We start from the raw sequence: 26,543 nt of genomic DNA, 5'->3' as shown, positions 1-26,543 counted from the left end.
CCTCTTATTGTTCTATGAGGGGATGAACACGCACCCCCTGTTCAAGCTGTGCCAACTGCGCGGCATCGGTGATGCCGAAACCGATCTGGGTCACGGCCATGGCGGCGATGGCCGTGGCGGTGCGCAGGGTCTGTTCAAAAGCGTGGGCGCTGAGCAGGCCGTGGAGCATGCCGGCCAGCAACGAGTCGCCGGCCCCGACGGTGCTGGCCACGCTGACCTTCGGCGGCAACGCCTGCAGGGCCGGCGCGGCACTGAACCAGTTCACGCCTTCGGCGCCATGGGAAATCACCACATGCTCGACGCCCTGGGCGTGCAGGCGCCTGGCGGCTGCGGCCTGGGTCGCCAGCGACAGCAGCGGGCTGCCCAGGGCCTCGGCCAGCTCCTCGGTGTTCGGCTTGACCAGCCAGGGCCCGGCGGCCAGGCCGGCGCGCAGGGCTTCGCCGCTGGTGTCCAGCGCCACTTTCAGACCCAGTGCCTTGAGACGGGTCAGCAAGGCGTGCAGCCATTGCGGGCTGACGCCGCGCGGCAGGCTGCCGGCCACCACCACCGCGTCATGCCCCGGGGCGATCTGTTCCAGGCGTTCGAGCAGCGCCTGTTGCGCCGCCGCGTCGACCTCCGGGCCGGGGCCGTTGAGATCGGTGATGCGCCCATCCTGTTCGGCCAGCTTGATGTTGCTGCGGGTTTCCCCCGGCACGCGAATAAAGGCGTCGACAAAACCGCGCCGGGCGAACAACGCCTCGAAGGCCTGGGGATTGTCTGCACCAAGAAAGCCGCTGACGGTCAGCTGATGGCCAAGGTCGGCCAGCACCTGGGCCACGTTCACGCCCTTGCCTGCGGCGTGAGTGTGCATGGCTTCGCTGCGGTTGACCTGCCCCGGCTCCAGGCGCGTCAGCTGGACGGTGAGGTCCAGCGCCGGGTTCAGGGTCAGGGTAAGAATCTTTGCCATTACATGGCCTCCACAAGGGCGCGCACATCGTTCGCGCTGCCGACGGCCAGGGCCTGTTTAGCAAGGGTTTGCGCCTGGGTCAGGCTGAGTTCGCGAATGCGTGCCTTGACCTCGGCGATGCTGCGTCCGGAGACGCTCAGTTCGTCCACACCCAGGCCGACCAGCACCGGCACCGCCAGCGGATCGGCCGCCAGCTCGCCGCACACACCGACCCACTTGCCGTGGGCATGGGCCGCGCGCACGGTGATGTCGATCAGTTGCAGCACCGCCGGGTGCAGGCCGTCGGCCTGGGCCGACAGGGTCGGGTGACCACGGTCGATGGCCAGGGTGTATTGGGTCAAGTCGTTGGTGCCGACGCTGAAGAAGTCCACTTCCTTGGCCAGCACCGGCGCCAGCAAGGCGGCGGACGGCACTTCGATCATGATCCCCAGTTGCAGGTCGGCCACCGGGATCTCCAGGCGCAGGCGCTCGGTCATGTCGCGGGCGGCGCGCCATTCGTCGACGCTGCCGACCATGGGGAACATGATCCGCAGCGGGCGGTTGTCCGCCGAGCGCAGCAGCGCGCGCAGCTGGGCTTCCATGATCTGCGGACGTTGCAGGGTCAGGCGGATGCCGCGCACGCCGAGGAAGGGGTTTTCTTCCTTGGCGATCGGCCAGTACGGCAGCGGTTTATCGCCACCGACATCCAGGGTGCGCACCACCAGCGGCCGCCCGGCCAGGCCATCGAGCACGCGGCGGTATTCGGCTTCCTGGGTGGCTTCGTCCGGCGCTTGTGGGTGGGCCATGAAAATCAGCTCGGTGCGAAGCAGGCCAATGCCTTCGGCGCCGTTGTCCACGGCGCTGGTCACGCCCGCGCTTTCACCGATATTGGCGAAGACCTCGACGTGATGGCCATCAGTGGTGTGCGCCAGTTCATGGCGCTGTTCGGCGGCGGCCTTGAGCCGTTGCTCGCGGGTATCGCGCTCTTCGGTGGCCCGTTGCAGGGTGCCGGCATCGGCGTCCACATGCAGGCGACCGCGCTGGCCATCGAGCAGCAGCGGTGTGCCCGGCTTGAGCAGCAGCACGCCAGCCCCGGCGCCGACCAGCGCCGGAATCCCCAGGGCGCGGGCAACGATCGCGCTGTGGGCGGTGGCGCCGCCACGGGCGGTAAGAATGCCGGCCACCCGCGCCGGATCGAGGCGCGCCACGTCCGACGGGCCAACCTCATCCATCACCAGGATGTAGGGTTCATCCGGCTCGACCGGGGTCTGCACTCCGCACAGCTGGGCCAGCACCCGCCGGCCGATGTCCCGCAGGTCGGCGGCGCGTTCGGCCAGCAGCGCATCGTGCAAGGCTTCCTGTTGCCGGGCGGCGGCTTCGATCACCGTCATCCAGGCCGCTGCGGCGCTTTCGCCCTGCTTGAGGCGGGTGTCGACTTCGTCGGTCAGTTCCGGGTCGTCGAGCATTTCCTGGTGGGTCACGAAAATCTCGCGAATCGCCTTGGCCTTGCTGCGCTGGATCAGGCCGTCGATGTCATGACGGACCTCGGCCAGGGCCGTTTGCAGGCGCTCGCGCTCGCTGGCGGTGGATTCGCCGCGCAACGGGTAGTCGAATGGCTGGATCACCTGGATATGCGCCGGGCCGATGGCGATGCCGGGCGCCGCCGGGATGGCCTGGACCAGGCTGCCGGAAGCCGGCGCGCTGATGGGCACCTCGATTTCTTCCGGCACGTCCTGGGGCGCGCTGGCTTGTGCCACCGGTTCGACTTCTTCCCCCAGCCCTTCGGCGATGGCCGCCAGCAAGGCTGGCAGGGCGTCGGCGGCGATGTTCGGTTCGGCGATCAGCTCCAGGGTCTGGCCACGGCGGGCGCCGAGGCTCAGCAGCTTGCTCAGGCTCTTCACCGAGACGGCGGAGCCCGGTGTGTCGACGATGCGCACGCGGATCTCGCCCTCGAAGCTTTTCGCCAACTGCGCCAAGATCTTCGCCGGGCGCGCATGCAAACCGTGGGCGTTGGCCAACACGATGCGCGCGCTCGGCCAGTCGGCCGGCAGTTCGCCGCCCAGCACTTCCAGCACCGCACGGCTGCTGGTGGCCCGGCCCAGTTCATGGCCACGGCCTTCGATCAGCAGCGCGCACAGGTGCTCAAGCAGGGCCTGATGGGCCTCGCCCAGGCTGGCCAGGCAGAACAGCCCGGCCAGGGGTTGGCCGAGGTAACGAATCGGTTTGTCCGGGGTGACGAAGGCCAGGCCCGGGCGCTTGACGGTCTGCTCGCTGTGCAGCCACCACAGGCCATCGCCCAGGGGCAGCGCCTCGACCTGTTGCAGCACCGCGGCAAAACCGTTGCTCACGCAATCGGCCTGGCGCAGCAGACGGGCGCCGCGCCATACCAGTTCTTCGAAATCTTCGGCGGCCACGCCCAGGCCGATCATCTGCGCATCCAGCGCCAGCTCCTGCGGCGCGCCTTGCAGCAGTTTCAGCAGGGCTTCGGGCGAGCTGGCGCGACGCAGGGCCTGGCCCAGGTCGGTTTCGCCGAGGGCGCGGGTCAAGAGTTGCAGCAGGCGCAGGTGTTCGTCGGATTTGGCGGCGATGCCGATCGCCAGATAGACGATCTGGCCATCGCCCCAGTCCACGCCCTCGGGAAATTGCAGCAGGCGCACGCCAGTGGCGAACACCTGGTCGCGGGTTTCCGGGGTGCCGTGGGGAATGGCAATACCTTGACCGAGAAAGGTCGAGCCCTGGGCTTCGCGGGCCTGCAGGCCAGCCAGGTAACCTTCGGCGACCAGGCCGTCGGCCACCAGTTTGTCGGCGAGCAGGTGCAGTGCGGCGGACTTATCCACGGCCGACTGGCCCATGGATATCTGCTCAATAGTGAGCTCGAGCATGCTTTCTCCTATTTAGCGCTGGGGCGCTAGGTATTGTTTTGAGTGAATCAGTCAGGCGGCGTTAATGCCACAAACGGGACCGTCGGCTTGGCAAGGCCCTGTTTCCGTTTGCTCATATTCCTAGAAAATACGCGTGCTGAAACGTTTAATCTACAATGACGGGCACGTTACTCGATAATCAATCATCCTTGAAGTCCTACCTGTCGGCTGCACGTTCCGACATTGGTCGCCTGCCCATATCGGTTAGGATTGGCGAAAATGTCGGGGCAAGCTCCAGAAAACAAGGAAAACCCGGGTTGAAACTCAGCGATATCGCCAGACTGGCCGGTGTGTCCGTCACCACCGCCAGCTACGTCATCAACGGCAAGGCCGAACAGCAACGCATCAGCAACGCGACCGTCGAACGGGTCCGGGCGGTGGTCGAGGAACATGGCTTCACGCCCAACCCTCAAGCCGCCGGGCTACGCAGTCGGCGGACCCGGACCCTGGGTTTCATCCTGCCGGACCTGGAAAACCCCAGTTACGCGCGCATTGCCAAGTTGCTCGAACAAGGCGCCCGCGCCCGTGGCTACCAGCTGCTGATCGCCAGCTCCGACGATGCCCCGGACAGCGAGCGGCAGTTGCTGCAACTGTTCCGCGCGCGCCGCTGCGATGCGCTGTTCGTCGCCAGCTGCCTGCCGCCGGAGGATGACACTTATCGCCTGTTGCAGGCCCAGGGCCTGCCGATCATCGCCATCGACCGGGTGATGGAACCGGAGTTTTTCTGCTCGGTGATCAGCGACGATCAACAAGCCAGCCTGCAATTGACCCGCAGCCTGCTGCAGCCCCAGCCGCGGCAGATCGCCCTGATCGGCGCCCGCCCCGAGCTGGGCATCAGCCGCGAACGCGCCGCCGGCTTCAAGCAGGCGCTGGAAGGTTTCGACGGCCAGGTGCTGATCGAACAGGGCGAAGCCTTCAGCCGCGACTGCGGGCGCCAGTTGATGGAGGCGCTGCTGGAGCGCCTGGGCCATCTGCCAGATGCCCTGGTGACCACCTCCTATGTGTTGCTGCAAGGAGTGTTCGACGCGCTGCATGACTTTCCGCTCAAGTCGCGGCCGCTGCGCCTGGGCACCTTCGGCGATACCCAGCTTCTGGACTTTTTGCCGCTGCCGGTCAATGCCATGGCCCAGCAGCACCAGCTGATCGCCGACAAGGCCCTGCAACTGGCCCTGGCCGCCATTGAAGAAGCCCATTACCAACCCGGCGTGAACGCCATCGCCCGAACCTTCAAGCAGCGCATTCACGAGGCTTGAACGTGGAACTGATCGACAGCCACACCCATCTGGATTTTCCGGATTTCGATGCGGATCGTCAGGCGCTGCTGGCTGCCAGCCGCGCCCTCGGCGTGCGGCGGATGGTGGTGCTGGGGGTTTATCAGCGCAATTGGCAGCGGCTCTGGGAGCTGGTGCAGAGCGATGCCGACCTGCACGCCGCCTTCGGCCTGCACCCGGTTTATCTCGACGAGCACCAACCGGCCGACCTGGTTGAGCTGGGCGACTGGCTGAGCCGCCTGGCGGGCCATCCGCAGCTGTGCGCGGTGGGCGAGATCGGCCTGGATTATTTTCTCGAGCAGCTGGATCGCCAGCGCCAGCAGCAGCTGTTCGAAGCGCAACTGCAGCTGGCTGCGGACTTCCAGCTACCGGCCCTGCTCCACGTACGGCGCAGCCATGCCGCGGTGATTGCCACCCTCAAGCGCTTCAAGCTCAAGCGCGCCGGCATCATCCACGCCTTCGCCGGCAGCCGCGAGGAAGCCCGCGAGTACCTCAAGCTGGGGTTCAAACTGGGCCTGGGGGGCGCCGCAACCTGGCCGCAGGCCCTGCGCCTGCGCAAGGTCATCGCCGACTTGCCGCTGGACGCGGTGGTGCTGGAAACCGATTCGCCGGACATGGCGCCGGCCATGTACCCCGGCCAGCGCAACAGCCCGCAGCACCTGCCCGACATCTGCGCGGCCCTGGCCGAGCTCATGGCCATCAGCCCCGAACAACTGGCGGCGGCCAGTACCGCCAACGCTTGCGCGCTGTTCGGCTGGCCCCACAGCGCCTGAATCAGACCCGGAACGCGCTGATCAACTGCTTCAACTGCACCACCTGCGCGGACAGCTGGCGGCTGGCGTTTTCAGTCTGGTACGCACCTTCGGCGGTGCGCTCGCCGGCGCGGTTGATCTCGACGATGTTCTGATCGATGTCGTGGGCCACCGCGGTCTGCTGCTCCACCGCCGCGGCGATCTGCTGGTTCTGGTCGACGATCATGCCCACTGCCCCGAGGATGTTCTCCAGCGCCTGCTGGACCTTTTCCGACTGCCCGACCGTGCCATTGGCCATCTGGTGGCTGATGCCCATGGCCTTGACCGCAGCCCCCACGCCGCCGTGGAGCTTGACGATCATCTGCTCGATTTCCTCGGTCGATTGCTGGGTGCGCTTGGCCAGGGTCCGCACTTCGTCGGCCACCACCGCAAAGCCGCGGCCCTGCTCGCCAGCGCGGGCCGCTTCGATGGCGGCGTTGAGGGCCAGCAGGTTGGTCTGCTCGGCGATGCTCTTGATCACCTCCAGCACCCGGCTGATGGCCTGGCTGTCGCTGGCCAGTTGATTGATCACCAACACCGACTGGTCGATCTCGCTGGCCAACTGGGCAATGCTGCCTTGCTGGGATTCCACCAGCCCGCGCCCGCTGATGGTCTCGTCGTTGACGCTGTGGGCGCTGCTGACCGCGGCCGCGGCGCTGCGCGCGACTTCCTGGGACGTGGCGGACATCTGGTTCATCGCCGTCGCCACCTGCTCGATCTGGCTGCGCTGCCCGGCCACCGCCTGGTTGCTCTGGGCCGACACGGCTTCCACCTGCCCGGCCTGGTGCTCGACTTCGCCGACGGTCTTGCCCACCAACTCGATCAGGTCGTGGATCTTCGCCACGGTGCCGTTGAACACAGTGCCCAGTTCCCCCAGTTCATCGCGGCTCTGGGCATCGAAGGTGACGGTCATGTCGCCGGCCGCCACCTTGTCCATCATCGCGCCCAGGCGCTTGAGGGTGGTGCGGGTCGAGACATAGAACGCGCCGTAGAGATAGAAGATCAGCAGGAACACCGCCGCCAGCGCCACCACCAGCAGCACCATGTGCGTGCGGTTCTGCCCCAGCCGTTGTTGCAGTTCCTCGCCGAGGAACTTCAGGGTCGCCTCGTTGAGCTGGTAGGTCTGCGCCATCAGCCCGCTGACCTGATCGTAAAAACCCTGCCAGGGTGCATCCAGGGTATCGGCCATCACCACCTGTTCTTCGAACAGCTCGCTGGCTTGCTTGAGGCTGCCTTTACTGGCGCTGGCCAGGGCGTCCAGCGCGCCTTGGGCGGCCTTGCTCGATCCCAGCGCATCCTGCAGTTTCAGGCCGTATTCGGCCTGGAGTTTTTCGATCTGCACCAGCAACTCGTCGAAACGGGTGCTGGCGGATGAGTTGAGAAAGCCCTGGCCCAGGGAATACGCGCCCATCGCCCGCCCTTCGCCGAGGACCTGGGTCACCTGGGGCGTGACGCTGGTCAGCAGTTCGCTCAGCTGCCGCACATCGCTCTGGGTGTCGCGGCTCAGGCCCGACTGGCTGGCGATGATCTGGCTGAAAATCTGCGCATTGCCCAGGAGCTTGCCAATCAGCGCGCTTTTGCTTTGCAGCGAGCTTTCCGCCTGTTGCGCCTTGAAGGCGGCGATCATTTCATCGCGCTTGCCGTCGAACACGCCGATCTGCTCGGGGTCCACGGTGACCGCAGCCAAGCCCTGCAAGCGCTCAAGCACGGACTTTTCCAGGGTGCCTATCTTGCTCTCGATATCCCCGGCCTTGCCGGACTGCCCCAGGGTCGCGTTGATCTGCACCAGGTTGTTCAGGGTTTCCAGGTCGCGGCGCAAGGTCAGGCTGCTGCCCAGCAGGTCCAGGCTTTGCAGCTCGACCTGGGTGCCCTGGAATTCACGGTAGGAATCGCGCACCAGATAAAAGTTGGTGACCAGCATCGGCAGAAAAAACAGCACGCTGATCAAGCTGAACTTCATGCCGAAGCTCAGGCGGTTCATCAGGGCAATGGCGGGATAGAGCAAGCTCTTCACAAGAAGTCTCCCTTTTTGCTTTTATTTTTATTGGCAGGTACGCGAAGACGGCAGATAGCCACTATTTGGCGCTGCTTCTGTATAGCTCAAATCGGCAAAAGGGTTTGTAACTTAAGGTTAACCGCGGGGACGGCGGACGGATGGAAGGCTTCAGTTGCGCTGGCGAGACCGGGGCTCGCCAGCGCTCACTCGCTGCTCGTCGTCAGGGCAGCACGGTCCACAGGGCGAAACCGGCGTACCAGAGCACCGCGGCCCGCAGCAACAGTTCCCAGATCCGGTCCAGGCTGAGAATGCCGTCCGGCCCGGTGATCGGCGCAGGGATTTCCGCGGCGACCAGGCCGACCTTTTCCACCAGCTGCGCGGCGCTGATGTTCCAGTTCAGCAGTTCGTGGAGCATCACGCGGCTGACCGCGACGAAGTTGCCCACCAGGGCAAAGCTGGCCGCCAGCAGGCGTACCGGCAACCAGTCGAAGGCATGCCGCAACTGCCCGGCGCGCTCGGCGACCGCCGGGTTCTTGCTGTGCTCGGCGGCCAGCGCCAGCAGGCGATAGCTCAATGCGGCCACCGGGCCCAGCAGGAAGTACCAGAAGATCACCGCGAAAAAGCTCTGGTAGGCCTGCCACAGCAGGTGCCCCTGAACCCGCTCGAGCAACTGCTCGCCACTGTCGGCGCAGATATCCAGGTCGCGCTTGGCGACATGCGCCGCGGCTTGCAGGTCCTCGCGGCGCCAGGCATCGCGGAACGGTCCGAGTTCGCCCAGCAGGTCGCCCCGCCCCAGGCTGTAGATCACCACCAGCAGATGCACCGGCAACGCCAGCAGGCCGTAGGCCAGCGGCTCCAGTACCAGCAACAGCAACCCCAGCAGCACTGCCGGCAGCAGCACCAGCAGCGCCAGCACCCACCAGGGACGCTTGGCCAGACGCGGGCTGGCTTCCTGCCCAAGCAGTTGGCGCAGCCACGGCTCGTCATGCTGAACGCGCTGGCGCAAGGCCGAGAACTTCTCGATCCAGACCGCCAGCAACAACACCAGAAAACTCATTGTCCTTCCCCTTCGTTCAGGGCCGCGCGATAGCGTACCCAGTCGAATCCGGGCCCCGGATCGGTCTTGCGCCCCGGAGCGATATCGCTGTGCCCACAAATCCTCTGTGGGGTGATGGCCTTGAAGGCCTGCTGCAACTGCCGGGTCAAGGCAACCAGCGCGTCGTACTGGGCATCGGTGAATGGCAGCTCGTCGGTGCCTTCCAGTTCGATCCCCAGGGAAAAATCATTGCAGCTTTCGCGCCCGTCGAACCACGACACACCCGCGTGCCAGGCGCGGTCCAGACAGGAGACAAACTGAGTCACGGTTCCGTCACGTTCGATCAGGAAATGTGCTGACACGCGCAAGTCGGCGATCCCGGCAAAATAGGGGTGCTCTGTGACATCGAGACGGTTCTGGAAGAATTCCTGCACTTTGCCCGTCGCGAATTGCGCCGGCGGCAGGCTGATGTTGTGGATCACCAGCAGGGAAATTTCATCCGCGGGGCGTGCGTTGAAATTGGGTGACGGGCAATGGCGAACGCCGTGACACCAGCCGCTTGCGGGGTCCAACTGCATACCGATTCCTTCAACAAAGCCTGTGACGGCTCAGTATGCCGCGTTCCACGCCCAGGTTGCGATCACTTGCCGCGATTGAGTCGCTGCAAACTGCCGATCACCGATTCCAGCGCCCGGTCGAACAGCAAGGTGTCGTCCAGCTCACGCACGGCCCCGCGCTGAAACTCCAGGGCCAGGCCGACCCGGGTGCGCTCCAGGACCTTCATGCCGGTGCGGTTGACGAAGATGTACTTGTCGCCGGGTTGAACGATGGCCGCCAGCTTGCAGCGCACGCTGTTGTCCTCGTCCTCGAGGAATTCGACCCAGGCCCCCAGCCGCAGCTGTTCGACCCGCAGCAACCCGGGATCGTTGGCCGCCAGCGCCAGGGGCGCGGCCTCCAGCGGGCCCTCTTCGGCACAGGGCAGGATGATGTGCTCCTCGACCGCGACCATCGCCGGCTGCTCGTCCGCCACGCCCGGCCGATGCGGCCCGGCGTCCTGAGCAAAGTGCTCGAACGCCTGCAGGTGCAAGGCTTCCAACTGGCTGAAGAACTCGCTGGTGGCGAACGGATCGAACGCCGCGCTGTTCAAGCCGTCGCGCAGCGCCTTGAGCAGGTCGGGCACCAGCGCCAGCAGTTGCATGGCGGCATCCGGATCGGTGTGACGCTGCACGCTCCAGATCAGTTGCTCCATGGTCTGCAGCCCCTGGCGCCATTCGCTGGACTGCTCGCCATGCTTGAGACAGGTCAACAGCAAGACCTTGCTCCAGGCCTGTTGCACGAACTCGACGACCGTCAGCGGCAGGACCTTGCCCAGCAATCCCTCGTTTAACACCCGCTCGACGCGACGGCGCGCCAGTTCAGCCTTGGCCCGGCCCTCTTCGGCGTCACGGGTGCGCTGCTCCAGCAGCTCGCTGCGGCGCCGCTCGTCACTGGTGAAGGCGAGAAACTCGGCGAGCAGCTCGGAAAAGATCGCCGGGTCGTCGACGAAGTCACTCAACAACCGCTGCACCACCTGCTCGATACGCAGGTACAGGCTGTCGCGCTGATAATCGTCGCAGCTGCCCCAGCCCATGGCCGCGGCGGCAATTTCATTGAGCAGGCGGCGGGCCGGATGGCTGCTGCGGCTGAAGAAACTCTTGTCCAGCACCGCGACCTTGAGCATGGGGATCTGCAAGCGGCCGATCAGGGTCTTCAAGGATTCCGGCAGGTTGCGATCGGCCAGGATGAATTCGAAGAGCATGGCCACCAGGTTGATCACGTCCTCGTCGGCCACCCCGACCACCCGCGACTTGCCGCTTTTCACGCTGACCCGGGTCAGCAGCTGTTCCAAGTGGTTGCGCAGGTCGAAATCGTCCTGGGTGCCCGCCGGCACGTAGTGCTGCAGGTGAGACAGCAGGCGCAGCAGGTCACGGGTGGAAATGGGCTGGGTTTCGGCGCTCGCCTCAAGGGTCGGCACCACGCTGCCGCGGACATGCAACAGCAGCTCCTGCAAGGCGGCGAACACTTGCTGAACGCTTTCGTCCATCTGCGCCTCGCCGGGCTCCGGCGTGGCCTGGATACTTGCGGCCGCCTGATCGATAGACCGGCGCGCCGGCGCGGGCTTGAGCTCCGGCAACACGCCCGTGGCGGCCAACAGTTGATTGGCTTCGGCGTACAGCTGGTCGGCTTCGCTGAGCACATAACGTTCGAACAGCTTGAGAATGATCAGCTTGACCTTGATCTCCACCCCCAGGCTGCGCCCAGACTCGAGGAAATACTCGCAGAGCATGGCCGGGCCCAAGGGGTTGCTGCGGTCATCCAGGCGCTTGCCCAGCAGCGCGTTCAGGCGCGCGGTGAGCTGGCCAAGGGCAAAGCCGTCACGATTGCCGGCCTTGGCGACCATCGCCTCGAGGGCCACGGTGCGCTCCAGGTCATCCTGGCAGGTGTCAGCGGGTGGGACGTAGGCGACGGCCTGGGCGATCGCCGGCGCAGGGTCGTACTGGACCAGGCCGACAAAGGCCTCAAAGAGTTTTTCCAGGAAGCCGCGCTCGATGCTTTTGCGTTTCAGGCGCAGGTCGCGCATGGCTTCGAAAAAGGTGTTCTGGTCGACATTGTTCTGGGCCCGGTCGGCCATCTCGAACAAGGTGTCGTCGGCGTTATCGAACAGTTCCTGCAGGCCATGGCGCAGTTGCTGGGCGGCCTTGTCACGGACCTGAAGCAGAATCACAGGCAGGCGGGCGAGCGGCGAAGCGTTCGCCTGATCCGTAGCCACCTTGTGCAAAGGCACTACATTCCCGTCGTTGTGCATCCAAGCCTCCTGAAAGGTTTTCTCTGCCGCGCAATAAAAGGTCGGTCGACGCTCACAGTCGAGTCCCAGCGGGCATCGATACGCACCGCTGCATTTCAAATAGTGGGGAGCCAGGCAAACGTCAAAGCTATGACGTCAATTAGAAGTCGGATTATCTGGCAAAAGCCCCTTCTTGTGCCAGCAGACTCTGCGCGGGCTTTGAAATAGCGCTCCTATAGCGACCGCCCTTTCTCGCAAACGGCTCATGCCAGGCGACCAAATGCAGCCACGGGAAGGCGCTCGCCTTGGGTTCGCTTGCGCCATGGCCCTATAATCGGGCCACTTTGTTTGTGGAGCCCGCTATGCCGAATCTACGCCTCGCCGACCTGACCGCCGAAATCGAAGCCAACGTGCGCCGTGCGTTGCTGGAAGACATCGGCAGCGGCGATATCACCGCGCAACTGATCCCGGCCGAACGCCTGGCCAAAGCCACCATCATTACCCGCGAAGCGGCGATCGTCAGTGGCACGGCCTGGGTCGACGCGGTGTTCCGCCAGCTCGATCCGCGGGTCGCCGTGCATTGGCAGGTGCGTGACGGCGAGCGCGTCAGCCCCAACCAGGCCCTGTTCCACCTCGAAGGTCCGGCCCGTTCGCTGCTCAGCGGCGAACGCTGCGCCCTGAACTTCCTGCAGCTGCTGTCCGGCGTGGCCACCCGCGCACAGTATTACGCCGACTTCGTCGCCGATACCCAGGTCAAGTTGCTGGATACCCGCAAGACCCTGCCGGGGCTGCGCCTGGCGCAGAAGTACGCGGTGACCTGCGGTGGCTGCCACAACCACCGCATCGGCCTGTACGACGCCTTCCTGATCAAGGAAAACCATATTGCCGCGTGCGGCGGTATCGCCCAGGCGATCAGCGCCGCCCACAGGATCGCCCCGGGCAAGCCGGTGGAAGTCGAAGTGGAAAGCCTGGCAGAACTCAAGGAAGCCCTGGCGGCGGGCGCGGACATCATCATGCTCGACGAGCTGAGCCTGGACGACATGCGTGAAGCGGTTCGCCTGAATGCCGGCAAGGCCAAGCTGGAAGCCAGCGGCGGGATCAATGAAAGCACCTTGCGCCCGATCGCCGAGACCGGCGTCGATTACATTTCGATCGGGGCGATGACCAAGGATGTGAAGGCGGTCGACCTGTCGATGCGCTTGAGCCTCTGATTTTCAAAAGCCTTGCGCAGTACCCCAAAGAAAAACGCCAGCCCCTGAAAGGCTGGCGTTTTTGCATCAGTCGTCGATTTCGTTGAGTTCCAGGTAGTCCTGAAGGTCCATGCCCAGGGCCTCGGCCACCTCCTGATGGACCTCCAGGCGCATGGCCTTGAGTTCCTCGGGCGACTCGGCCACCAACTCCAGCACAAGCTCCCACGGCTCGATGCCGCGCGACTCCGCTTCGTCCTCGAACGCCCACTGGGCCTGCTGCTTCTGCTCCTGCGGGCTCAGGGCGCTGATTTCTTCCTGCAGGGAAGGCGTGGCAGCCAGGTACTTTTCAAGGGCTACGTCAATTCTGGCTTCTTTAGGAATCATCTCGTTCTCTCTGATCATGGGAATGGAAGATGGATCTGGATCGTTGGGATCTCTTTGCCGCAAAAAAGCGCTGTGAAAGCCGATTTATCTGGCCGTGAACCATTCGGGATCATCTGAAAACCATTCAGACAGGCTGCGAATATAGGGCCTTTGTCTGCGGATGCATACGAATCCTTACAGCGCACCGACAAAAAACCTGTCCGTTCGCTCAAGGCACTTTCACGAAAAATACGTTGTTACATTCCACTCCCCGAGCCGCCTTCTTGCCCCTGGAACAAGAAGGCAAGGACGCAGTCATAGCGATGTGCCATATCGGCACTTCACAAGGAAACCCAGTGATGTTCAGCCGCACTCAGCGTTCGTCCGCCTTCCTCGCCACCAGCCTCTCCACCCTGATCCTCAGCAGCCTGTCACTCTCCGCCCAGGCCGTCGAATTCAACTCCAGCAGCGCCTCGTACTCGGACAGGATCTCGGCCCTGCACCAGGAAGTAGACCTCAAGTACACCGTCCGCCCCAGCGGCTTCACCGTGGACGACCTACAAAAGCTGCAGGACGGCCTCAAGAGCAGCAGCGCCGAACTGGAAAAGCTCAAGGACGTCGTCAACAGCCAAGCGCGCCTGATCGAAGAGCTCAAACGCAACACCGGCAGCAGCTCCAGCTCCACTGCCAGTGAGGTGAGCAACCTCAAGAAAACCACCGGCGAGCAAGCCAACCAGCTGAAAAAGCTGGAAACCCAGCTTGAAGAGTTCAAGCGCAACAGCGGCACAAGCTCCAGTTCGAGCACCAGTGAAGTGAACAACCTCAAGCGCGTTACCAGCGACCAGGCCAGCGAACTGGACAAGCTCGGCAAACAGATCGAGGAGCTCAAGCGTGGCAACAGCTCAAGCTCCAGTTCGAGCTCCAGCGAGCTGTCCAGCCTCAAGAGCACGGTCAGTAGCCAGGCCAGTGAACTGGACAAGCTCGGCAAGCAGATCGAGGAGCTCAAGCGTGGCAACAGCTCAAGCTCCAGTTCGAGCTCCAGCGAGCTGTCCAGCCTCAAGAGCACAGTCAGCACTCAAGCCAGCACCCTGGATAAGCTGGCGAGTCAGATCGATGACCTCAAGCGTGGCAGCAGCTCAAGCTCCAGTTCGAGCTCCAGCGAGCTGTCCAGCCTCAAGAGCGAGGTCAGCAATCAGGGCCAGAACCTGGACCAACTCAAACGCAGCCTCGAGGACCTGAGAAGCAAGGTGAAGTGATTCAAGGCCAGTAAACACGACAAAGCCCGCTCGATGCGGGCTTTGTTGTTTATACGTCTTGAACTGCCAACTGGTGCCCGAGACAGGAATCGAACCTGCGACCTTCGCGTTACGAGTGCGCTGCTCTACCGGCTGAGCTACACGGGCGCTGGGCTAAACCTAGCACCGGGACCGGGGTTTTGCCATGTCACCCGCCCGGCAGGGAGCAAGACCCAAACGGCAGATAGCAAAACGCCCCGAACCAGTCGGGGCGTTTGCTTGTTCAGCTTAGTGCGACGGGAGTCTTAAACGCCCGAAGCCTTGGCTGCTGCCACGTCTTTGATGGACAGCTTGATACGGCCGCGGTTGTCCACGTCCAGCACCAGCACTTCCACTTCCTGACCTTCTTTCAGGATGTCGGTCACTTTCTCGACGCGAGCATCGCTCAACATGGAGATGTGAACCAGACCGTCCTTGCCAGGCAGGATGTTGACGAATGCGCCGAAGTCGACGATGCGCTCAACCTTGCCAACGTAGATCTTGCCGATCTCGGCTTCCGCGGTGATACCCAGAACGCGCTGACGCGCAGCTTCTGCGGCTTCCTTGGTTTCGCCGAAGATCTTGATCGAGCCGTCGTCTTCGATGTCGATCGAAGCCTTGGTCTCTTCGCAGATCGCACGGATGGTCGCGCCGCCTTTACCGATGACATCACGGATTTTGTCGGTGTCGATCTTCATCGCGATCATGGTCGGAGCGTTGGCCGACAGTTCGGTACGCGACTGGCCAATGATCTGGTTCATCTGGCCGAGGATGTTCAGGCGAGCTTCCAGGGCCTGGCCCAGGGCGATCTCCATGATTTCTTCGGTGATGCCCTTGATCTTGATGTCCATCTGCAGCGCGGTGACGCCTTTGGCGGTACCGGCTACCTTGAAGTCCATGTCGCCCAGGTGGTCTTCGTCACCCAGGATGTCGGTCAGGACGGCGAATTTCTCGCCTTCCTTGACCAGGCCCATGGCGATACCGGCAACCGGTGCCTTCATCGGCACGCCAGCGTCCATCAGTGCCAGGGAAGCACCGCACACGGAAGCCATGGAGCTGGAACCGTTGGACTCGGTGATTTCCGATACCACGCGGATGGTGTAGGGGAACACGTCGGCGGCTGGCAGCATGGCCTGAACCGAACGACGGGCCAGACGGCCGTGACCGATTTCACGACGACCAGCGCCACCCATGCGACCACACTCGCCCACCGAGAACGGAGGGAAGTTGTAGTGCAGCATGAAGGGGTCTTTCTTCTCGCCTTCCAGGGTATCCAGCAGTTGTGCGTCACGGGCGGTACCCAGGGTCGCGACGACCAGGGCCTGAGTCTCGCCACGGGTGAACAGGGCCGAACCGTGGGTCTTCGGCAGAACGCCGACTTCGATGTTCAGCGGACGTACGGTGCGGGTGTCGCGGCCGTCGATACGTGGCTTGCCGTTGACGATGTTTTCGCGAACGGTGCGGTATTCGATTTCACCGAAAGCGGCTTTGACGTCGCCGGCGGAAGGCTGGCCTTCTTCGCCGGACAGCTTGGCGACGACCTGGTCTTTCAGCTCGCCCAGGCGTGCATAACGGTCGGCCTTGACGGTGATGGTGTAAGCCTGGGAGATCGCTTCGCCGAACTCGGAGCGGATAGCGCCCAGCAGGTCGGTGGCTTCTGGAGCCGGAGCCCAGTCCCAGGTTGGCTTGGCGGCTTCGGCAGCCAGCTCTTTGACGGCCTGGATAACGGCCTGGAATTCGTCGTGGGCGAACAGTACGGCGCCCAGCATCTGGTCTTCGGTCAGCTCTTTGGCTTCCGATTCAACCATCAGTACCGCTTCTTCGGTACCGGCTACGACCATGTCCAGACTAGATGCCTGAAGCTGCTCGTAAGTCGGGTTCAGCAGGTAGCCGGTGCTTTCATGGAAAGCAACGCGGGCAGCACCGATCGGACCATCGAAAGGAATGCCGGAAATCGCCAGCGCAGCCGAGGTACCGATCATCGCAGCGATGTCCGGATCGGTCTTCTTGCTGGTGGAAACCACGGTGCAGACAACCTGCACTTCGTTCATGAAGCCTTCTGGGAACAGAGGGCGGATCGGGCGGTCGATCAGACGCGAGGTCAGGGTTTCTTTCTCGGAAGGACGGCCTTCACGCTTGAAGAAACCGCCAGGGATCTTACCGGCAGCGTAAGTCTTTTCCTGGTAGTGAACAGACAGAGGGAAGAAACCCTTGCCTGGATCGGCTTGTTTGGCGCCAACCACGGTCACCAATACGCTGACGTCGTCGTCAACGGTGACCAATACTGCGCCGGAGGCCTGACGGGCGATACGGCCAGTCTCGAGGGTAACGGTCGAGTGACCGAACTGGAATTTTTTGATTACCGGGTTCACGGTGTCCTACCTTCTTTGTGGCTCTTGGGGGAACTGGTTTCTTGCGAAATTCTTGGGCAATCCCGGGAGTCGGCCCGGCCTTTATTGTCCAGGTAAAACTACGGTCCAGATAAAACTTGAGGCTGGGAGCCTGCCATGCGCCTGTGGGAAACCCACTGACGCACGGCAAACAACCAACCTCTAGCGCAATCGCTGATTAGCGACGCAGACCCAGGCGACCGATCAGAGCGCTGTAACGGCTCAGGTCTTTGCCTTTCAGGTAGTCCAGCAGCTTACGACGCTGGTTAACCATGCGGATCAGACCACGACGGGAGTGGTGGTCTTTACCGTTGGCCTTGAAGTGACCTTGCAGTTTGTTGATGTTGGCGGTCAGCAGTGCAACTTGCACTTCTGGCGAACCAGTGTCACCAACAGCTTGCTGGTAGTCGGTTACGATTTGAGCTTTTTCTTCAACGCTGAGTGCCATTTGGCTTTCCTCTCAAAAGGCAGCGTTCCGAGAAACGCCACCAACAGGCCAGGGACAAATCCCCGTATCTATAAATGAGCTGTGACCGTGCCTGTTAACAGCCACCCTCTCCAGCCTGCTGTTACACAGGCTGGTTTCGGTCATTCCGACCGAATCAGTCGACGCGGCGCGATGCGCCCGTCTTCGCTCACTTCACCGATACCGATAAAGCGACCGTTATGATCCTGTACCCGCACCATGCCGAACTTCGGTGCATCGGGAGCCCGTACCGGCTGGCCGTTGAGCCAGTAGAACGCGCTGTGTTCGGAGAACTGCAGCAGCGGCCAATCCAGCAGGCCGCTGTCCGATGGCATCAGGAAGCGATCCACCGCTTCGTTGCCACCTTCGGCATGTACCGCTTCAAGCTCTTCCAGCGTGACGGTCTGGGCCAGACTGAAAGGGCCGGCCTGGGTGCGACGCAGTTCCGCGACGTATGCACCACAACCCAGCTTCTCACCGATATCCTCCACCAGGGTGCGGATATAGGTGCCCTTGCTGCAGTCCACCGCTAGCCGCGCAGTATCGCCTTCAAAGGCCAGTAATTCCAAGCGCGCAATAGTAACAGAACGCGCTTCGCGCTCCACCACTTCGCCTGCACGGGCCAGCTTGTAAAGTGGCTGGCCATCACGCTTGAGGGCCGAGTACATAGGCGGTATCTGGCTGATTTGCCCACGAAATTCCGGCAGCACCGCTTCAATATCGGCGCGACCAACGGTCACTTCGCGAGTCTGCAGGACTTCACCCTCGGCATCGGCCGTGGTGGTGGTCTTGCCCAACTGCATCAGGGTTTCGTAACCCTTGTCGGAATCGAGCAGGTATTGCGAGAACTTGGTCGCCTCGCCAAAGCACAACGGCAACACACCGGTGGCCAGGGGATCGAGGCTGCCGGTATGCCCGGCCTTCTCGGCGTTGAGCAACCAGCGGACTTTCTGCAGCGCGGCGTTGGAGGTAAACCCCAGCGGCTTGTCGAGCAGGATGATACCGCTGACGTTACGACGGATACGCTTGACCTGAGCCACCGCTTACTCCTTGGCGTCTTCGGGTGTAGCGGCGTGCTGGCTGTCTTCGGCCACGGCGCGCTCGATCAGGGCCGACAGATGCGCCCCCCGCACGACGCTTTCGTCGTAGTGGAAGTGCAGCTGTGGAACGCTGCGCAACTTCATCTCGCGAGCCAGCTGCATACGCAGGAAGCCGGCGGCCGAATTGAGCACCTTGATGCTCTGAGCGATATCGTCAGCGTTGTCCTGGCCCATCACGGTGATGAAGATCTTGGCGTGACCGACGTCACGGCTGACTTCAACGGCGGTGATGGTGACCAGGCCGACGCGCGGATCTTTGACTTCACGACGGATCAGCTGAGCGAGCTCACGCTGCATCTGGTCGCCGATACGTTGGGTGCGGCTGTATTCTTTTGCCATGTCTTGTTACCTGTTGCTGCCTCGCGGTGAAACCCGCAAGGTCTGAAAGCGGCAAACGCCCGGCCTGACAGAAGCCAGACCGGGCGTTGCGTTTAGAGTCCGGACGATGCGCCGTGCATTTGCGTGCAACTGGCCATCATGGCTCTTGAAGTGCGCGAGTTAGAGGCTGCGAGCAACCTGAACCTTCTCGAAGACTTCGATCTTGTCGCCGACTTTGACGTCGTTGTAGCTCTTCACGCCGATACCGCATTCCATGCCGGCACGCACTTCGGAAGCGTCATCCTTGAAGCGGCGCAGGGATTCCAGCTCGCCTTCGAAGATAACGATGTCTTCACGCAGTACACGGATTGGACGGTTACGGTGAACGACACCCTCGATCACCATGCAACCGGCGATCGCGCCGAACTTCGGCGAACGGAACACGTCACGAACCTCGGCAACACCCAGGATGTTCTCCCGAACGTCGCTGCCCAGCATACCGGTCAGGGCTTTCTTGACGTCTTCGATGATGTCGTAGATCACGTTGTAGTAACGCATATCCAGACCTTCCTGCTCGACGATCTTGCGAGCGCCGGCATCGGCACGCACGTTGAAGCCGAACAGTACAGCGTTGGAAGCCAGGGCCAGGTTGGCGTCGCTTTCGGTGATACCACCGACGCCGCCGCCGACTACGCGCACTTGTACTTCGTCGTTGCCCAGGCCGTTCAGAGCGCCTTGCAGAGCTTCCAGCGAACCGCGGACGTCGGATTTGAGGACAATGTTGAGCGTCTTCTTCTCTTCCTGGCCCATGCTTTCGAAGATGTTCTCCAGCTTGCCGGCGTGAGCGCGAGCCAGTTTGACTTCGCGGAACTTGCCTTGACGGAACAGAGCCACTTCACGGGCTTTCTTCTCGTCGGCAACCACGCTCATCTCGTCGCCAGCGTCCGGGGTACCGTCCAGGCCGAGGATCTCGACCGGAATGGCCGGACCTGCTTCCTTGATCGGCTTGCCGTTCTCGTCGAGCATGGCGCGCACGCGGCCATAGTTCGAGCCGACCAGCACCATGTCGCCTTGACGCAGGGTACCGTCCTGAACCAGTACGGTCGCCACCGGGCCACGGCCCTTGTCGAGGCGCGATTCAACCACGACACCACGGCCAGGAGCCGAAGGAGTGGCGGTCAGTTCGAGCACTTCGGCCTGCAGCAGTACGGCTTCGAGCAATTCGTCGACACCGGTACCCATCTTCGCGGAAACCGGAACGAATGGAGTATCGCCACCCCAGTCTTCGGAAGTCACGCCGTGAACCGACAGTTCGCTACGGATGCGATCAAGGTCAGCACCCGGCTTGTCGATCTTGTTCACCGCGACCACCAGAGGTACGCCAGCCGCCTGAGCGTGCTGAACGGCTTCAACGGTCTGCGGCATCACGCCGTCGTCCGCTGCAACCACCAGGATCACGATGTCGGTCGCCTTGGCACCACGAGCACGCATGGCGGTAAACGCGGCGTGACCCGGGGTATCGAGGAAGGTGACCATGCCGCGTTCGGTTTCAACGTGGTACGCACCGATGTGCTGGGTGATGCCGCCGGCTTCGCCAGCCGCTACCTTGGCACGACGGATGTAGTCGAGCAGCGAGGTCTTACCGTGGTCAACGTGACCCATTACGGTCACTACTGGCGCACGAGGAACCGCTTCACCTTCGAACTTCAGGGACTCGGCCAGGGAATCTTCCAGGGCGGTGTCGCTGATCAGGGTCACTTTGTGGCCCAGCTCTTCAGCAACCAGCTGGGCAGTTTCCTGGTCCAGTACCTGGTTGATGGTGGCCGGGGTGCCCAGCTTGAACATGAACTTGATGATTTCGGCAGCCTTGACCGACATCTGCTGGGCGAGATCGCCAACAGTGATGGTTTCGCCGATCTTCACTTCACGCACGACCGGGCCGGTTGGGCTCTGGAAACCGTGAGCATTGCGTTTCTTCAGCTTGGCCTTGCCGCGACCACCACGACGGAAGCCATCGCTTTCTTCGTCGGTGGTACGTGGGGCAACGCGTGGAGCCGGAGCTTTTTCCTTGACGGAAGCACGATGCGGAGCGTTTTTACGCTCGCCATCGCCACCACGACGGTTGTCGTCGTTACGGCTCTTGTCCGGACGACGCTGCTCGTCCTTCTTGCGCACTTCAGCGACCGGCGCTGGAGCGACAACAGGAACATCTTCAACAATCGGCTCGGCAACCACCGCAGGTGCGGCAACCGCTTCAACGGCAGCAGGTTGCGCAGCAGCAGGCTGGCGACGCGCTTCTTCTTCGGCGCGACGCTTGGCTTCTTCTTCAGCCTTCTGACGTGCAGCATTTTCTACTGCGCGACGTTCTTCCAGTTCACGCTGGCGCTCGGCTTCGATTTCTTCCGGGCTGCGCTGTACGAAGACTTTCTTCTTGCGTACTTCAACGCTGATGCTTTTGCTGCCAGCCACACGCAGGGTGCTGGTGGTTTTACGCTGCAACGTGATCTTGCGCGGTTCTTCCACTTTCGCCTTGTGGCTGCTCTTCAAGTGAGTCAGCAACGATTGCTTCTCACTGTCGGTCACATGTTCCTCGGCGGCGGTGTGCGGCAGACCTGCCTCACGCATCTGCTGCAACAGGCGCTCTACCGGTGTTTTGACCTCATCGGCCAGTTGTTTCACCGTGACTTGCGTCATGCACTTCTCTCCTCAGGCCGCGCCTATTACTCGAACCAATGGGCTCGGGCGGCCATGATCAACTTGCCGGCACGATCATCGTCAATGCCGTCGATGTCGAGCAGGTCGTCAATAGACTGCTCGGCCAGGTCTTCGCGGGTAATTACGCCGCGCACCGCCAGTTCCATCGCCAAATCCTTGTCCATACCCTCAAGCGAGAGCAGGTCTTCGGCCGGATGGGCGTCTGCCAGCTTTTCCTCAGTAGCGATGGCTTTAGTCAACAAGCGATCCTTGGCACGAGCGCGAAGCTCGTTGACGATGTCTTCGTCAAAGCCGTCGATGTTGAGCATTTCTTCCAACGGTACGTAGGCAATCTCTTCCAGGCTGGTGAAGCCTTCATCAACCAGCACCTGTGCCAGCTCTTCGTCGACTTCCAGCTCATCGATGAAGTTGCGCAGGATGTCGCCGGTTTCAGCTTGCTGCTTAGCCTGGATGTCCGATTCGGTCATCACGTTCAGGGTCCAGCCAGTCAACTGGCTAGCCAGACGCACGTTCTGACCACCGCGACCGATGGCCTGAGCCAGATTGTCTGCGCCAACGGCGATGTCCATGGCATGGGCATCTTCGTCGACGATAATTGCCGCGACTTCAGCCGGCGACATGGCGTTGATCACGAACTGCGCCGGGTTGTCGTCCCACAGGACGATATCCACACGCTCACCGCCCAACTCACCGGAAACGGCCTGGACGCGCGAACCGCGCATGCCAATGCACGCACCCTGAGGGTCAATGCGCTTGTCTTTGGAACGGACCGCAATCTTGGCGCGCGAACCCGGATCACGGGAGGCAGCCATGACTTCGATCAGGCCTTCGGCGATTTCCGGCACTTCGATACGGAACAGCTCGATCAGCATTTCCGGCGCGGTGCGCGACAGGATCAGCTGCGGGCCGCGGTTCTCGGTGCGGATTTCCTTGAGCAGCGCACGAAGACGCACGCCAACACGGAAAGTCTCGCGGGAAATGATGTCTTCACGGGCCAACAGCGCTTCAGCGTTGTTACCCAGGTCGACGATCACGTTGTCGCGGGTCACCTTTTTCACGGTGCCGGAGATGATTTCACCCAAGCGCTCGCGGTAAGCGTCAACAACTTGAGCACGCTCGGCTTCGCGGACTTTCTGCACGATGACCTGTTTGGCGGTCTGCGCAGCAATGCGGCCGAATTCGATCGACTCGATCTTTTCCTCGACGACATCACCGACCTTAGCGCCCGGATGGGTTTCCTGGACCTTGCTCGGCCAGGTTTCCACAGCCGGATCGTCCAGATCGGCTTCCTCGACTACCGTCCAGCGACGGAAAGTCTCGTAAGCACCGGTGTGGCGATTGATTTCCACACGCAGATCAACTTCGTCCTCGAAACGCTTTTTGGTAGCAGTGGCCAGAGCCAGCTCCAGCGCTTCAAAAATTACGCTTGCCGGTACACCCTTTTCATTGGATACCGACTCAACAACCAGCAGTACTTCTTTGCTCATCGTACGCCTCGCCTTTCGCAAGCCATTGGATCCGCGGGATCCGCGTCTCAGTCAAAACTGGGAATTATGTGGGCCTTGTCGATCATGTCGATCGGCAACAGGAACTCGTGGTCTTCCACCTGCACCACGACGTCCTGCTCCTCCACCCCGCGGAGAAGGCCCTGAAAATTACGCCGGCCTTCAAAAGGCGAGCGCAGCTTGATCTTCACTTGTTCACCGACATACTTGGCAAACTGTTCAAGGGTGAACAGCGGGCGTTCCATGCCAGGAGAGGAAACTTCAAGGGTGTATTCAACGGAGATCGGATCTTCGACATCCAGAACGCCGCTGATCTGACGGCTGACGATGGCACAGTCGTCCACCAGCACACCGCCTTCTTTATCGATATAAACGCGCAACAGTGAGTGGCGACCTTGAGCCGAAAACTCGATACCCCAGCATTCATAGCCAAGGGCCACGACCACCGGGGCCAACAAGGCCTGCAACTGTTCTAGCTTGCTCGACACCTGAACCCCCTCGTGCATGCTTGTGCAAATAAAAAATGGGCGAAGCGCCCATCCCGGAAACGCCGTTGAATAGCGGCGTTATAAAGTGTCCAGCTAACAAAAAGCCCCTGAAAAGGGGCTCCGCTAAAACTGGTTGCGGGGGCCGGATTTGAACCGACGACCTTCGGGTTATGAGCCCGACGAGCTACCAGACTGCTCCACCCCGCGACAAAGCTGGGGCGGAAGTATACGACCGATCCCTTTTTGGGTCAATGTAACCTTCCACCTACAAGAAAGCCCGCAACAGCGGGCTCTCCTGATAATTGGTACCGAGAAGGGGACTCGAACCCCTACACCCTATGGGCACAACCACCTCAAGGTTGCGTGTCTACCAATTCCACCACCTCGGCATAGACTACGTTACTGCCTGAAACTCTTCTTACTTCTGCTCTTGAGCTGGAGGTACGTCAGTCGCATTGGTTGCCGACTTTTGCTCTTGGAGCACCGGGACATCATCAGAAGCCGGTTTTTGCTTTGGCGCTTCAAGCACCGCTGGATCTGGCAAACCTACTTGAGTCAGCTCATGAGCTTTCTCTTTAGCAAAGTAACCTAACCCTAAGCTGGTTATGAAAAAACCTGCGGCAAGTATAGCAGTAAACTTACTAAGAAAGGTAGAGGAACCTTGGCTTCCGAACACAGTATTTGAAGCACCTGCTCCGAAAGACGCGCCAGCGTCCGCACCTTTACCCTGCTGCAGCAATACCAGAGCCACTACGCCCAGCGCACCCAGCAGATGAAAAACGACTACGACTGTTTCCAGCATTTTTTCAGTTTCCCGCGGCGCGACAAATCGCACCGAACTCATCTGCATTCAGGGAAGCTCCACCAATGAGCCCCCCATCGATATCCGGCATGCCGAACAGTTCGACCGCATTGGCCGCCTTCACGCTGCCGCCGTATAGAAGCCGCACACCTCGTGCCACTTCAGAATTCTCTGCCGCCAACTGCGCCCGGATGGCTGCGTGCACATCCTGGGCCTGTTGCGGCGAAGCAGTCAGCCCGGTACCAATGGCCCAGACCGGCTCGTAAGCGATAACGGCATTGGCAAACGCGCCAACACCCAACTCTTCGATGATGCTACCCAGCTGACGCCCGACAACTTCAAGAGTCTTCCCGGCCTCGCGCTGCTCGAGGGTTTCCCCTACACACAAGACCGGCTTCAAACCACAAGCCTGTGCTGCTGCGAATTTGCGATTCAGCGTACCGTCACGCTCACCCATCATCAGGCGACGCTCGGAATGCCCAACCAACACCAGGGAACAACCTGCATCCACCAGCTGACTCGGAGCAATCTCCCCTGTCAGCGCACCTTGCATGGGCTCCACCGCAGAATTCTGCGCGCCGACCGAAATCGACTTGCCTTTCAAGCCATCAATCACCTGATTGATATACAAGCAAGACGGGAATACCGCGACATCAACACCGCTAGGCAAGGCCAGATGACGCAGGCCATTGATCAGCTCAGCGACGCTGGCGCGGGTACCGTGCATTTTCCAGTTACCAGCTACCATAGGGCGACGCATGCTGTACCTCGTCGGTCAAAGTGGGCGCAGATGTTACCCAACCGCATCAACACTGGCAAGCCGAAATCAGGCAGAAACTTCCGCAACCAGTTTTGCCAGTTCGTCAGCATAGCCACGGACCTGGGCTTCATCATCACCTTCGACCATGACGCGAACCAAAGGCTCGGTGCCCGACTTGCGCAGCAACACCCGCCCACGCCCAGCCATCGCGGTAGTGACACGCGCGCAGGCCTCTTTCACAGCCGGATGCTCGACAGGATTGGCACCACCGCCAAAACGGACATTGACCAGAATCTGCGGACATTTGCGCAGCGCCTGACGCGACTGTGCCAAGCCTTCATCACGCCGTTTCAGTGCCATCAGCACCTGCAGGGCGGCAATGATCGCATCACCCGTGGTGGTGTGCTGGAAGCACACGATATGGCCGGAGTTTTCACCGCCTACCAGCCATTGGCGCTCAAGCAGCTCGGCAATGACATAACGGTCACCGACATTGGCGCGCACGAATGGAATACCCAGATCAGCCAAAGCCAGCTCGAGACCCAGATTGCTCATCAAGGTACCGACCACACCACCCTGCAGCTTGTTACGCGCATGCAGATCCCGGGCAATGATGAACAACAGTTCGTCACCATCGACAATGGCGCCTGTATGGTCGACCATCAACACCCGGTCGCCATCACCATCGAAGGCGATACCCAGATCGGCGTGCTCGGCCAATACCGCAGCCTGTAACTGCCCCATGTGGGTCGAGCCGCAATTGTCGTTGATGTTCAGACCGTTAGGCTGTGCGGAGAGCACCACCACTTCAGCGCCCAACTCACGGAAAACACTGGGCGCTACCTTGTAGGTCGCACCATGGGCACAATCGACAACAATCTTCAGACCCGCAAAGCTGGTACTGGAAGGAACGCTGCTCTTACAGAATTCAATGTAACGGCCCGAGGCGTCATTGATGCGCGATACCTTACCCAGCTTGCTGGACTCCACCACAGTCATCGGCGCATCCAGCAACTCTTCGATCATCAACTCGACTTCATCCGGGAGCTTGGTGCCTTCACCCGAGAAGAACTTGATGCCGTTGTCATCGTGAGGATTATGCGAGGCACTGATCACGATCCCCGCCTCGGCATGGAAAGTGCGAGTCAGATAGGCGATGGCAGGAGTGGGCATCGGACCCAGCAGCATTACATCCGCACCAGCAGCGGACAGGCCCGCCTCAAGCGCAGACTCGAACATGTAACCGGAAATGCGCGTGTCTTTGCCCACCAACACACGACAGGCACCCATACTGCGAAAGGCCATACCCGCAGCCCAGCCCAGCTTGAGCATGAAATCGGGAGTAATAGGGTACACGCCCACACGACCGCGAATGCCGTCGGTGCCAAAGTATTTCTTGCTCATAAGT

At 61.7% G+C, this 26,543-nt stretch carries 21 protein-coding genes and 3 tRNA genes; 4 read left to right on the top strand and 20 right to left on the bottom strand.

All coding sequences use genetic code 11. The features are described 5' to 3' along the window. Positions 1-4: 4 nt before the first annotated feature. Both pfkB and ptsP read right to left on the bottom strand, forming a co-directional pair. Entirely contained in the window at positions 5-946 is a 942-nt protein-coding gene (gene pfkB, locus C4K27_RS04250) for a 1-phosphofructokinase (protein WP_053259616.1), read from the bottom strand. After that, complete coding sequence (gene ptsP, locus C4K27_RS04245; RefSeq protein ID WP_053259615.1) at positions 946-3,807, bottom strand: phosphoenolpyruvate--protein phosphotransferase; 2,862 nt, start codon at positions 3,805-3,807, stop codon at positions 946-948. The genes pfkB and ptsP overlap by 1 nt, the downstream gene beginning before the upstream one ends. Before the next feature lie 296 nt (positions 3,808-4,103). On the opposite strand from ptsP, the gene cra reads away from it, so the two are divergent. Further along, positions 4,104-5,099, top strand: a complete 996-nt coding sequence (gene cra, locus C4K27_RS04240; RefSeq protein ID WP_053259614.1) for a catabolite repressor/activator — start codon at positions 4,104-4,106, stop codon at positions 5,097-5,099. Positions 5,100-5,101: 2 nt separating this feature from the next. After that, a complete protein-coding gene (locus C4K27_RS04235) occupies positions 5,102-5,890 on the top strand; it encodes a TatD family hydrolase (RefSeq protein ID WP_053259613.1) in 789 nt (262 codons plus the stop codon). Position 5,891: 1 nt separating this feature from the next. Here the strand turns inward: C4K27_RS04235 and C4K27_RS31700 are convergent, their stop codons facing one another. From C4K27_RS31700 to C4K27_RS04215, 4 genes are all read right to left on the bottom strand, one after another. Beyond that, the gene (locus C4K27_RS31700; RefSeq protein ID WP_370686828.1) at positions 5,892-6,596 is read right to left on the bottom strand and encodes a methyl-accepting chemotaxis protein; all 705 of its coding nucleotides are present in this window, start codon (positions 6,594-6,596) and stop codon (positions 5,892-5,894) included. Positions 6,597-8,124: 1,528 nt separating this feature from the next. After that, complete coding sequence (gene ampE, locus C4K27_RS04225) at positions 8,125-8,961, bottom strand: regulatory signaling modulator protein AmpE (RefSeq protein WP_007922276.1); 837 nt, start codon at positions 8,959-8,961, stop codon at positions 8,125-8,127. Next, a complete protein-coding gene (gene ampD / locus C4K27_RS04220; protein ID WP_053259611.1) occupies positions 8,958-9,518 on the bottom strand; it encodes a 1,6-anhydro-N-acetylmuramyl-L-alanine amidase AmpD in 561 nt (186 codons plus the stop codon). The genes ampE and ampD overlap by 4 nt, the downstream gene beginning before the upstream one ends. Before the next feature lie 62 nt (positions 9,519-9,580). Continuing rightward, on the bottom strand, positions 9,581-11,785 hold the full coding sequence (locus tag C4K27_RS04215) for a DUF1631 domain-containing protein (RefSeq protein ID WP_053259610.1): 2,205 nt from the start codon (positions 11,783-11,785) through the stop codon (positions 9,581-9,583). A 341-nt stretch (positions 11,786-12,126) separates the two neighbouring features. On the opposite strand from C4K27_RS04215, the gene nadC reads away from it, so the two are divergent. Then, positions 12,127-12,975, top strand: coding sequence for a carboxylating nicotinate-nucleotide diphosphorylase (gene nadC, locus C4K27_RS04210; protein WP_053259609.1), 849 nt, complete (start codon positions 12,127-12,129; stop codon positions 12,973-12,975). Positions 12,976-13,041: 66 nt separating this feature from the next. On the opposite strand, the gene C4K27_RS04205 is transcribed toward nadC, so the two are convergent. Further along, a complete protein-coding gene (locus tag C4K27_RS04205) occupies positions 13,042-13,338 on the bottom strand; it encodes a DUF6388 family protein (RefSeq protein ID WP_007922267.1) in 297 nt (98 codons plus the stop codon). 338 nt (positions 13,339-13,676) lie between these two features. Between C4K27_RS04205 and C4K27_RS04200 the strand changes: the two genes are divergently transcribed. Beyond that, the gene (locus C4K27_RS04200) at positions 13,677-14,573 is read left to right on the top strand and encodes a hypothetical protein (RefSeq protein ID WP_053259608.1); all 897 of its coding nucleotides are present in this window, start codon (positions 13,677-13,679) and stop codon (positions 14,571-14,573) included. Positions 14,574-14,644: 71 nt separating this feature from the next. Here C4K27_RS04200 and C4K27_RS04195 read toward each other — a convergent pair. The 13 genes from C4K27_RS04195 to glmM all read right to left on the bottom strand — a co-directional run bounded on the left by C4K27_RS04195 (position 14,645) and on the right by glmM (position 26,539). Continuing rightward, positions 14,645-14,720: transfer RNA gene (locus tag C4K27_RS04195), tRNA-Thr, on the bottom strand. A 137-nt stretch (positions 14,721-14,857) separates the two neighbouring features. Next, on the bottom strand, positions 14,858-16,963 hold the full coding sequence (pnp, locus tag C4K27_RS04190; RefSeq protein ID WP_053259607.1) for a polyribonucleotide nucleotidyltransferase: 2,106 nt from the start codon (positions 16,961-16,963) through the stop codon (positions 14,858-14,860). Positions 16,964-17,159: 196 nt separating this feature from the next. Further along, positions 17,160-17,429 carry a 30S ribosomal protein S15 gene (gene rpsO, locus C4K27_RS04185; RefSeq protein WP_009042128.1) on the bottom strand — a complete coding sequence of 90 codons (270 nt, stop codon included), beginning with the start codon at positions 17,427-17,429 and terminating at the stop codon, positions 17,160-17,162. 140 nt (positions 17,430-17,569) lie between these two features. Beyond that, positions 17,570-18,487 carry a tRNA pseudouridine(55) synthase TruB gene (gene truB / locus C4K27_RS04180; RefSeq protein WP_007920884.1) on the bottom strand — a complete coding sequence of 306 codons (918 nt, stop codon included), beginning with the start codon at positions 18,485-18,487 and terminating at the stop codon, positions 17,570-17,572. A 3-nt stretch (positions 18,488-18,490) separates the two neighbouring features. After that, positions 18,491-18,886: a 30S ribosome-binding factor RbfA gene (gene rbfA, locus C4K27_RS04175; protein ID WP_007920881.1), complete on the bottom strand. Its 396-nt coding sequence runs from the start codon at positions 18,884-18,886 to the stop codon at positions 18,491-18,493. A gap of 159 nt (positions 18,887-19,045) precedes the next feature. Continuing rightward, entirely contained in the window at positions 19,046-21,559 is a 2,514-nt protein-coding gene (infB, locus tag C4K27_RS04170) for a translation initiation factor IF-2 (RefSeq protein ID WP_007920879.1), read from the bottom strand. A gap of 26 nt (positions 21,560-21,585) precedes the next feature. After that, positions 21,586-23,067 carry a transcription termination factor NusA gene (gene nusA, locus C4K27_RS04165; RefSeq protein WP_007920878.1) on the bottom strand — a complete coding sequence of 494 codons (1,482 nt, stop codon included), beginning with the start codon at positions 23,065-23,067 and terminating at the stop codon, positions 21,586-21,588. A 47-nt stretch (positions 23,068-23,114) separates the two neighbouring features. Further along, complete coding sequence (gene rimP / locus C4K27_RS04160) at positions 23,115-23,573, bottom strand: ribosome maturation factor RimP (protein ID WP_007920877.1); 459 nt, start codon at positions 23,571-23,573, stop codon at positions 23,115-23,117. Positions 23,574-23,703: 130 nt separating this feature from the next. Further along, positions 23,704-23,780, bottom strand: a tRNA-Met gene (locus C4K27_RS04155). Between the two features lie 96 nt (positions 23,781-23,876). Beyond that, a tRNA-Leu gene (locus C4K27_RS04150) sits at positions 23,877-23,962 on the bottom strand. Between the two features lie 29 nt (positions 23,963-23,991). Next, complete coding sequence (gene secG / locus C4K27_RS04145; RefSeq protein WP_009042126.1) at positions 23,992-24,375, bottom strand: preprotein translocase subunit SecG; 384 nt, start codon at positions 24,373-24,375, stop codon at positions 23,992-23,994. 4 nt (positions 24,376-24,379) lie between these two features. Continuing rightward, the gene (gene tpiA, locus C4K27_RS04140) at positions 24,380-25,135 is read right to left on the bottom strand and encodes a triose-phosphate isomerase (RefSeq protein ID WP_053259606.1); all 756 of its coding nucleotides are present in this window, start codon (positions 25,133-25,135) and stop codon (positions 24,380-24,382) included. Positions 25,136-25,201: 66 nt separating this feature from the next. After that, the gene (gene glmM, locus C4K27_RS04135) at positions 25,202-26,539 is read right to left on the bottom strand and encodes a phosphoglucosamine mutase (protein WP_009046932.1); all 1,338 of its coding nucleotides are present in this window, start codon (positions 26,537-26,539) and stop codon (positions 25,202-25,204) included. Positions 26,540-26,543: the final 4 nt, after the last annotated feature.

Source organism: Pseudomonas chlororaphis subsp. chlororaphis (assembly GCF_003945765.1).
GTDB classification, from domain to species: Bacteria; Pseudomonadota; Gammaproteobacteria; order Pseudomonadales; family Pseudomonadaceae; genus Aquipseudomonas; species Aquipseudomonas chlororaphis.
Note: the sequence above shows the minus strand (reverse complement) of the source record. Positions and strands in the feature narration are given on the sequence as shown.

What these genes read in the sequence shown, in the direction of transcription:
- secG (WP_009042126.1), bottom strand. Translation starts at nt 24,375, where the DNA reads ATGCTGGAAACAGTCGTAGTCGTTTTTCATCTGCTGGGTGCGCTGGGC.
- rpsO (WP_009042128.1), bottom strand. Translation starts at nt 17,429, where the DNA reads ATGGCACTCAGCGTTGAAGAAAAAGCTCAAATCGTAACCGACTACCAG.
- glmM (WP_009046932.1), bottom strand. Translation starts at nt 26,539, where the DNA reads ATGAGCAAGAAATACTTTGGCACCGACGGCATTCGCGGTCGTGTGGGC.
- C4K27_RS31700 (WP_370686828.1), bottom strand. Translation starts at nt 6,596, where the DNA reads ATGTCCGCCACGTCCCAGGAAGTCGCGCGCAGCGCCGCGGCCGCGGTC.
- infB (WP_007920879.1), bottom strand. Translation starts at nt 21,559, where the DNA reads ATGACGCAAGTCACGGTGAAACAACTGGCCGATGAGGTCAAAACACCG.
- nadC (WP_053259609.1), top strand. Translation starts at nt 12,127, where the DNA reads ATGCCGAATCTACGCCTCGCCGACCTGACCGCCGAAATCGAAGCCAAC.
- rbfA (WP_007920881.1), bottom strand. Translation starts at nt 18,886, where the DNA reads ATGGCAAAAGAATACAGCCGCACCCAACGTATCGGCGACCAGATGCAG.
- C4K27_RS04205 (WP_007922267.1), bottom strand. Translation starts at nt 13,338, where the DNA reads ATGATTCCTAAAGAAGCCAGAATTGACGTAGCCCTTGAAAAGTACCTG.
- C4K27_RS04215 (WP_053259610.1), bottom strand. Translation starts at nt 11,785, where the DNA reads ATGCACAACGACGGGAATGTAGTGCCTTTGCACAAGGTGGCTACGGAT.
- ampD (WP_053259611.1), bottom strand. Translation starts at nt 9,518, where the DNA reads ATGCAGTTGGACCCCGCAAGCGGCTGGTGTCACGGCGTTCGCCATTGC.
- ptsP (WP_053259615.1), bottom strand. Translation starts at nt 3,807, where the DNA reads ATGCTCGAGCTCACTATTGAGCAGATATCCATGGGCCAGTCGGCCGTG.
- C4K27_RS04200 (WP_053259608.1), top strand. Translation starts at nt 13,677, where the DNA reads ATGTTCAGCCGCACTCAGCGTTCGTCCGCCTTCCTCGCCACCAGCCTC.
- tpiA (WP_053259606.1), bottom strand. Translation starts at nt 25,135, where the DNA reads ATGCGTCGCCCTATGGTAGCTGGTAACTGGAAAATGCACGGTACCCGC.
- nusA (WP_007920878.1), bottom strand. Translation starts at nt 23,067, where the DNA reads ATGAGCAAAGAAGTACTGCTGGTTGTTGAGTCGGTATCCAATGAAAAG.
- pfkB (WP_053259616.1), bottom strand. Translation starts at nt 946, where the DNA reads ATGGCAAAGATTCTTACCCTGACCCTGAACCCGGCGCTGGACCTCACC.
- ampE (WP_007922276.1), bottom strand. Translation starts at nt 8,961, where the DNA reads ATGAGTTTTCTGGTGTTGTTGCTGGCGGTCTGGATCGAGAAGTTCTCG.